Annotated in this window: 6 protein-coding genes and 1 pseudogene; 3 read left to right on the top strand and 4 right to left on the bottom strand. The window is 74.9% G+C overall.

Annotated features, from left to right (window positions below):
- Positions 1 to 442 (top strand): annotated as a pseudogene (locus EEJ42_RS35940) (DUF2797 domain-containing protein); the annotation flags it as partial.
- A gap of 16 nt (positions 443 to 458) precedes the next feature.
- Here EEJ42_RS35940 and EEJ42_RS35935 read toward each other — a convergent pair.
- From EEJ42_RS35935 to EEJ42_RS35925, 3 genes are all read right to left on the bottom strand, one after another.
- A complete protein-coding gene (locus EEJ42_RS35935; RefSeq protein WP_123106394.1) occupies positions 459 to 1,124 on the bottom strand; it encodes a response regulator in 666 nt (221 codons plus the stop codon).
- Positions 1,125 to 1,129: 5 nt separating this feature from the next.
- Positions 1,130 to 2,434, bottom strand: coding sequence for a sensor histidine kinase (locus tag EEJ42_RS35930; protein ID WP_123106393.1), 1,305 nt, complete (start codon positions 2,432 to 2,434; stop codon positions 1,130 to 1,132).
- A gap of 119 nt (positions 2,435 to 2,553) precedes the next feature.
- Positions 2,554 to 3,252 (bottom strand): TetR/AcrR family transcriptional regulator, encoded by a 699-nt coding sequence (locus EEJ42_RS35925; RefSeq protein ID WP_123106392.1) that lies wholly within the window; start codon positions 3,250 to 3,252, stop codon positions 2,554 to 2,556.
- 135 nt (positions 3,253 to 3,387) lie between these two features.
- Here EEJ42_RS35925 and EEJ42_RS35920 point away from each other — a divergent pair, with 135 nt between their 5' ends.
- Complete coding sequence (locus EEJ42_RS35920; RefSeq protein WP_123106391.1) at positions 3,388 to 3,840, top strand: nitroreductase family deazaflavin-dependent oxidoreductase; 453 nt, start codon at positions 3,388 to 3,390, stop codon at positions 3,838 to 3,840.
- 7 nt (positions 3,841 to 3,847) lie between these two features.
- Here EEJ42_RS35920 and EEJ42_RS35915 read toward each other — a convergent pair whose 3' ends face one another.
- Complete coding sequence (locus EEJ42_RS35915; protein WP_123106390.1) at positions 3,848 to 5,053, bottom strand: geranylgeranyl reductase family protein; 1,206 nt, start codon at positions 5,051 to 5,053, stop codon at positions 3,848 to 3,850.
- A gap of 148 nt (positions 5,054 to 5,201) precedes the next feature.
- Here EEJ42_RS35915 and EEJ42_RS35910 point away from each other — a divergent pair, with 148 nt between their 5' ends.
- Positions 5,202 to 6,563, top strand: coding sequence for a dipeptidase (locus tag EEJ42_RS35910; protein WP_123106389.1), 1,362 nt, complete (start codon positions 5,202 to 5,204; stop codon positions 6,561 to 6,563).
- Positions 6,564 to 6,673 lie beyond the last annotated feature (110 nt).

Genomic DNA, 6,673 nt, shown 5'->3' with positions numbered 1-6,673 from the left:
CGTGCTGGGCGCCGCGCTCGGCGTCCCGGACCGCTTTCCGTACGCCGCGAAGCGCGCCGCGCGCGAGGCGCCGCCGCCCCGGGAGCGCCGCGCCGCCGAACTCGCGGCGCTGCACGCGCGGGCGGGCGGGCTCGGCGGTCTGCCGGAGTCGCTGGCCCTCATCGCCTTCGCGCCGGTCCACCACGACGAGGCGTTCCATCTGGAGCGGCTGCGTCCGGTGCAGGGGGTGGTGCGGCTCGCCGCCGATCGCACGGTGGCGGGGCGCGTCGAGGGCGTGGCGGGCCCGGACATCCATCTGACCGCGTCGGACGGCCGCGCCCTGCTGCTGGACGGCCGTCTGCTGGCGGGCCGTCCGCTCGGCGCGGCCGCGGCGGACGCGGAGACGACGGCCCCGGTGGAGGCTCCGGCGGGGGAGGCGGCGAGCCCCGAGGCGCTGTTCTAGCCAGATGGGCGGGGCGTCAGCCCAGCCAGCCCGGGCGCACCAGCCCGGACTCATAGGCGAGGACGACGAGTTGGGCGCGGTCGCGCGCGCCCAGCTTGACCATCGTGCGGCTCACATGGGTCTTGGCGGTGAGCGGGCTGACGACCAGCCGCCGCGCGATCTCCTCGTTCGACAGACCGATCCCGACCAGGGCCATCACTTCGCGTTCCCGCTCGGTCAGTTCCGCGAGGACCGAGGCGGGCGCGGGCTCCTTCGAACGGGCGGCGAACTCGGCGATGAGGCGCCGGGTGACCCCGGGCGACAGCAGCGCGTCGCCGTCGACCACGGCCCGCACGGCGCGCAGCAGCTCCTCCGGTTCGGTGTCCTTGACCAGAAAGCCGGAGGCACCGCCGCGGATGGCCTCGAAGACGTATTCGTCCAGCTCGAAGGTGGTCAGCATGACCACCTTCACCTCCGCGAGCGCGGGGTCCTCGGTGATCCGGCGGGTCGCGGCGAGGCCGTCGAGGAGGGGCATGCGGATGTCCATGAGCACGACGTCGGGGCGGTGCTCCCGCACCGCCTTCAGGGCCTGCTCCCCGTCGGCGGCCTCGGCGACCACGTCGATGTCCGGCTGGGCGGCCAGCAGCGCCCGGAAGCCCGCCCGGACCAGGATCTGGTCATCGGCGAGCAGGACGCGGATCACTCGGCTCACGGTGTCTCCTCGGTGGCATCGGGCGTGGCGGGTTCGTCGCGCGGGGCGGGCGCAACGGTGAGCGGGATGCGGGCGTGCACGCGGAAGCCCCCGTCCGGGCGCGGGCCCGCCTCCACCGTGCCGCCGAGGGCGGCGGCGCGTTCGCGCATGCCGACCAGGCCGTTGCCGCCGCCCGTCATGCCGTCCGCCGTGTCGTCCGTGGTCGCCGGGCCGTCGTCGTCCACCCGCAGCTCCAGCTCGTCCGGGGCGTACGACAACCGGACGCGTGCGCTCCGTGCGCCGGAGTGGCGGACGATGTTGGTCAGCGCCTCCTGGACGATGCGGAACGCGGCCAGGTCCGTGCCCGGCGGCAGGGCGACCCGTACGCCCCGCGTCTCCACCTCCACCGTCAGCCCGGCGCCCGCGGCCTGTTCGGTCAGCTCCGGCAGCCGGTCGAGACCGGGGGCGGGCTGGCGCGGCGCGGCGCCGGAGGCGCGCAGGGTGTCCAGGACCTGGCGTACCTCGCCCAGCGCCTCTTTGCTGGCCGCCTTGATGGTGGTCAGCGCGGTGCGGGCCTGCTCGGGGTCCTGGTCGAGAAGGGCGAGGCCGACGCCCGCCTGCACGTTGATGACCGAGATGCTGTGGGCGAGGACGTCGTGCAGTTCGCGGGCGATCCGCAGCCGCTCCTCGTCAGCCCGGCGCCGTACCGCCGCCGCCCGCTCCGCCCGCTCGCGGGCCCACTGCTCGCGCCGTACGCGGACGAGTTCGGCCGCGGCGAGCACGGCCGCCGCCCAGGCCGCGACCGCCACCTCCTGCCCCCATCCGGCGGCCCCGTCGCCCAGCGGCGGCAGCCAGCGGTAGAGCCAGTGCGCGATGAGCAGCCGCCCCGCCCACAGCGCGCCGACCGCGCACCAGGCCGCCGCCCGCTGCCCGGCGGCGACGGCGGCGACGCAGGCCACGACGACGCTGAGGAAGACCGGGCCGCCCGGTCCGCCCGCGGCGAGGTAGCCCAGGGTCACCGCCGAGACGCCGAGGACGGTGAGTCGTGGGTGGCGGTGGCGCAGGAGCAGGAGCGCGGGCCCGGCCAGGAGCAGCGCGTAGACACCGGGCCCGAGGTCCGTCCGGTCGGGCTGCCGGTGTGCGGCGAACCCCGTGCCCACCAGCTGGACGACGGCGACGGCGAGCGAGGAGCGCCAGGGCACGGCCGCGCCCGGCGGGCCGAACGGCCCCTTGTGCCACGGCCCGCCCTGCCACCGCCCGCCCTGCCACGGCCCTCCGCGCCACCACCCGCCCGGCCCGCGCTCCCCCGTGAATTCGTGCATACCGGTAACGCTAGACCGGCCGCCCGCGAACGGCGTCCCCCGCGCGCGGTGATCGCCCGTACTCCCGTCGGAGTAGACCTCCCGCCGGAGTGGACCGCGGCAGTCCGTAAGAAGATCCGCTACCCCAGGCCCGCTTGCCGCCCGAGGGCGGCGGCCGTGTGCGTGAAGAACTCTTCCCGCGCCTCCACCACGCCCTGGAACTGCCCGAACAGCTCGAAGCTGATCATCCCGAACAGCTGCGCCCACACCGCGGCGATCGCCGCGAGCGCCGCGGCGGGCAGCTCGGTGCCGAGGGTGTCGGCCAGGGCCGTGACGTCCGCCCGCACCCCCTCCGGCAGCTCCGCCTCCTCCGGTACGCGCAGGGCGCCCGCGGCGTGGGCGTCACGGACGACGGCGATGAGGGCGAGGGCGACGCGGGAGGCCGGGGCGACGGTGGCCTGGGGCGCGGAGTAGCCCGGCACCGGGGAGCCGTAGATCAGCGCGTACTCATGCGGGTGGGCGAGCGCCCAGGCCCGGGCCGCCCGGCAGACCGCGGTCCAGCGCGCCACCGGATCGTGGTCGCCGCCCGTCGCGGCGAGCGCGCCCTCGGCTGCGGCGCCGATCGCGTCGTACGCGTCCACGATGAGCGCGGTCAGCAGCTCGTCGCGGCTCGGGTAGTAGCGGTAGAGGGCGGAGGAGACCATACCCAGCTCGCGGGCGACGGCCCGGAGCGAAAGCTTGGCCGCGCCCTGATCGGCCAGCTGGCGGCGTGCCTCTTCCTTGATGGCGGCGGTCACTTCGGCGCGGGCCCGTTCCCTGGCCCCTCGGATCGCGGTCATGCGGCCAGTCTGCCATATTTCGGAGCGGCGACCCAAAACGAGAGCACTGCTCTTGTCAGGCTCCTCGCACTGTGCGCACAATGCTCCTGAACGAGAGCACCGCTCTCATCGTGGCCACGGCAGACGGAGGACGTCATGACACAGCACTACATCGAGCCCCGCCGCTTCGAGGCTCCCCTCAACGGTGCCGTGGCCTGGCTGGCGCGCCACGGGCTCAGCTTCTTCGGCGCGGCGGAGCTGTCCGTGCCCGGCCGGACCAGCGGGGCGTTGCGGCGCGTCCCGGTCAACCCGCTGGCCCTGGACGGCGGGCGCTATCTCGTCTCGGCGCGCGGCAACGCGCAATGGGTGCGCAATCTGCGGGCGGCCGGGGGCGGTCAGCTGCGCAAGGGCCGCAGCACGCGGCAGTTCACCGCCGCCGAGCTGCCCGAGGGCGAGGAGAAGGCGGCGGTGCTGCGGGCCTATCTGAAGCGGTGGGGGTGGGAGGTCGGCGCCTTCTTCGACGGCGTGACCGCGACCTCCCCCGACACCGAACTCGCCCGGATCGCGCTCATGCACCCGGTCTTCCGCATCAGCGTCACCGCCGAGTAGGCGTCCGCTACTTCTTGTCCATCGCCGCCAGGGCCCGGCGCGCCGCCGGGTGGGTGCGGACGAGGTCGGCCAGCGTCGTCGTACCGCGGGTGATCTTCGTGAACGCGCGCCACGCCGGGCGGAAGCCGGTGATCGCCGCGTGGAACATCCCGGGGCGGCGGGCGAACACCGCGTACATCCTCCGGCCGACGCCCATCTCGACGCCCAGCCCAGCCTTGATCGCGAAGGCGTAGTTCAGGGCCTGGCGCCGGGCGTCCACCGCGTCGTGCGCCTCGGCGATCCGTACCGCCCACTCCCCCGCGAGGCGGCCCGAGCGGAGCGCGAAGGAGATCCCCTCCCGCGTCCACGGCTCCAGCAGCCCGGCCGCGTCCCCGCACACCAGCACCCGGCCGCGGGAGAGCGGCGAGTCGTCGGTGCGGCAGCGGGTCAGATGGCCGGAGGAGACGCTCGGCTCGAATCCGGCGAGGCCGAGCCGCGCGATGAAGTCCTCGAGGTAGCGCTTGGTCCCGGCGCCCTCGCCGCGCGCCGAGATGACGCCGACGGTCAGCGTGTCGCCCTTGGGGAAGACCCAGCCGTAACTCCCGGGCATCGGGCCCCAGTCGATGAGCACCCGGCCCGCCCAGTCCTCCGCGACCGTGTCCGGAACCGGGATCTCCGCCTCCAGGCCGAGGTCGACCTGGTCGAGCTTCACCCCGACGTGCGCGCCTATCCGGCTCGCGCTGCCGTCCGCGCCGACCACGGCCCGCGCCAGCACCGTCTCGCCGTCCGCGAGCACGACGGCCACGGTGCGGCGGTCGGGCACGGACGGGCCGTGCTGCTCGACGCGCGTGACGGACACCCCGGTACGCACCTCGGCGCCCGCGTCCTTGGCCGCCTCGACCAGACCGGCGTCGAACTCCGGCCGGTTGATGAGCCCGAACAGCACGTGCTTGGAGCGGCGGGTCCGGGACAGCTTGCCGTTCATCGAGAAGGTCACCGCGTGCACGCGCTCACGCAGCGGCAGTTCGAAACCGGGCGGCAGCGCCTCGCGCGACGGGCCGATGATGCCACCGCCGCACGTCTTGTAGCGGGGCAGTTCGGCCTTCTCCAGCAGCAGCACCCGGCGGCCGGCGCACGCCGCGGCGTGGGCCGCGGAGGCACCCGCGGGCCCCGCGCCGACCACGACGACATCCCATACCGTCTCTTTGTCCGGGGTTGCGTTGTCGCTGCTCACGTGTGCTTCCGCTCCCAATCGCCCGTCCTGATGCGCCTACCGGGCATCCTACGGCTCACCTCCGCGTGAACCTGCTGTGGGATGATCGGGCCACCGCACACACCCGCACATCACCACCCAACACCGCGCATCCCAGGAGCGTTCCCCCATGGCCCAGGACCTCGCCGCCACCGTCGCCGCACTCCAGCCCCGTGCCCTGGCCGAACTGGCCGAGCTGGTGGCCTTCCCGTCGGTGGCGGACCCGGCCCAGTTCCCGCGCAGCGGCTGCGAGGCCGCCGCTGAGTGGGTCGCGGCCGCGCTGCGCGCCGAGGGGTTCGCGGACGTGGCGCTGCTGGACACCCCCGACGGCACCCAGTCCGTCTACGGCTTCCTGCCCGGCCCGGCCGACGCCCCGACGGTGCTGCTCTACGCGCACTACGACGTGCAGCCGCCGCTGGACGAGGACGCCTGGCTCAGCCCGCCGTTCGAGCTGACCGAGCGGCAGGGACGCTGGTACGGGCGCGGCGCGGCGGACTGCAAGGGCGGCCTGATCATGCACCTCACGGCCCTGCGCGCGCTCAAGGAGCACGGCGGCGTCCCCGTCAACGTCAAAGTGATCGTGGAGGGTTCGGAGGAGCAGGGCACGGGCGGGCTCGAGCGGTACGCCGAGGCGCACCCGGAACTGCTGGCCGCAGACGCGATCGTGATCGGCGACGCGGGCAACTTCCGGGTCGGGCTGCCGACCGTCACCGCGACGCTGCGCGGGATGACGCTGCTGCGCGTCTCGGTGGACACGCTCGAAGGGAACCTGCACTCCGGCCAGTTCGGCGGCGCCGCCCCGGACGCGCTCGCCGCGCTCATCCGGATGCTGGACTCGCTGCGCGCGGAGGACGGCTCCACCACGGTCGACGGCCTCGACCCGGACACGTCCTGGGACGGCCTCCAGTACCCCGAGGAGGACTTCCGTAAGGACGCCGGGGTACTGGACGGGGTCGAACTCATCGGCTCGGGCACGGTCGCCGACCGCATCTGGGCCCGCCCCTCGGTCACGGTGCTGGGCATCGACTGCCCGCCGGTCGTCGGCGCCACCGCCTCCGTCCAGGCGAGCGCGCGGGCGCTGGTCAGCCTGCGGGTCCCGCCGGGCGTGGACGCGGCCGAGGCGAACCGGCTGCTGACCGCCCACCTGGAGGCGGCGGCGCCGTGGGGCGCGCGGGTCGCGGTGGAGCAGGTCGGCCAGGGCCAGCCGTTCCGCGCGGACACCGGGAGCCCGGCGTACGAGGCGATGCGCGAGGCCATGCGGGTGGCGTACGACGGCCAGGAGATGGCCACCGCGGGCCAGGGCGGCTCGATCCCGCTGTGCAACACGCTCGCCTCGCTGTACCCGGAGGCGGAGATCCTGCTCATCGGCCTGAGCGAGCCGGAGGCGCAGATCCACGCGGTCAACGAGAGCGTCTCGCCGGAGGAGCTCGAAAAGCTCGCCCTCACCGAGGCCCTGTTCCTGGGCGCGTACGCGACCGGCAAGAAGAACTGACCCGGGCCCGGCGGTCCCGGCCAGGCCGCCGCTGCCCCACCGCGGGCCGTCGCTGCCCCAGCCGGGCGACCCGGCAGCGGTGACAGGCCCGCCGCGCGCATCGCCCACCT

The sequence above is a fragment of the Streptomyces botrytidirepellens genome (genome assembly GCF_003721215.1).
Lineage (GTDB): Bacteria > Actinomycetota > Actinomycetes > Streptomycetales > Streptomycetaceae > Streptomyces > Streptomyces himastatinicus.
This window is presented reverse-complemented; position numbering and strand designations above follow the sequence as displayed.

Coding starts and splice junctions, on each gene's coding strand:
- EEJ42_RS35930 (WP_123106393.1), bottom strand. CDS start 2,434: ATGCACGAATTCACGGGGGAGCGCGGGCCGGGCGGGTGGTGGCGCGGA.
- EEJ42_RS35925 (WP_123106392.1), bottom strand. CDS start 3,252: ATGACCGCGATCCGAGGGGCCAGGGAACGGGCCCGCGCCGAAGTGACC.
- EEJ42_RS35920 (WP_123106391.1), top strand. CDS start 3,388: ATGACACAGCACTACATCGAGCCCCGCCGCTTCGAGGCTCCCCTCAAC.
- EEJ42_RS35910 (WP_123106389.1), top strand. CDS start 5,202: ATGGCCCAGGACCTCGCCGCCACCGTCGCCGCACTCCAGCCCCGTGCC.